Genomic DNA, 313 nt, shown 5'->3' on the forward strand with positions numbered 1-313 from the left:
GGCCGACCGATTCTACTACGCGCCGCAGGGCGGCCACCCAGGCCAGAGTGAGCTGCTGACCGGCCGGGCTATCTTCTCCGAGGCCTATGCCGTCATTCCAAGGGGAGTGATGCAGGACATCGTCACCAGCGCCCTGCCGTTCTGGGAAAAGACACGCGTCTGGGTGCTGTCGCGCCCGCTGTCCGGCTTCGCCGAGACGTTTTCGCAATATATCGTCGAGGTCGCGCCCGGCGGCGGCAGCGACCGGCCTGAACCGGATGCCGGCGCCGAGGGTGCCTTTTTCGTGGTCGAGGGCGAGCTGACCGTTTTGCTG

Annotated in this window: 1 pseudogene; it reads left to right on the forward strand. The window is 66.5% G+C overall.

The window, feature by feature from the left end:
• Positions 1-313 (forward strand): annotated as a pseudogene (locus EN824_RS34230) ((S)-ureidoglycine aminohydrolase); the annotation flags it as partial.

The organism is Mesorhizobium sp. M8A.F.Ca.ET.181.01.1.1 (genome assembly GCF_004792025.1).
Taxonomy (GTDB): domain Bacteria; phylum Pseudomonadota; class Alphaproteobacteria; order Rhizobiales; family Rhizobiaceae; genus Mesorhizobium.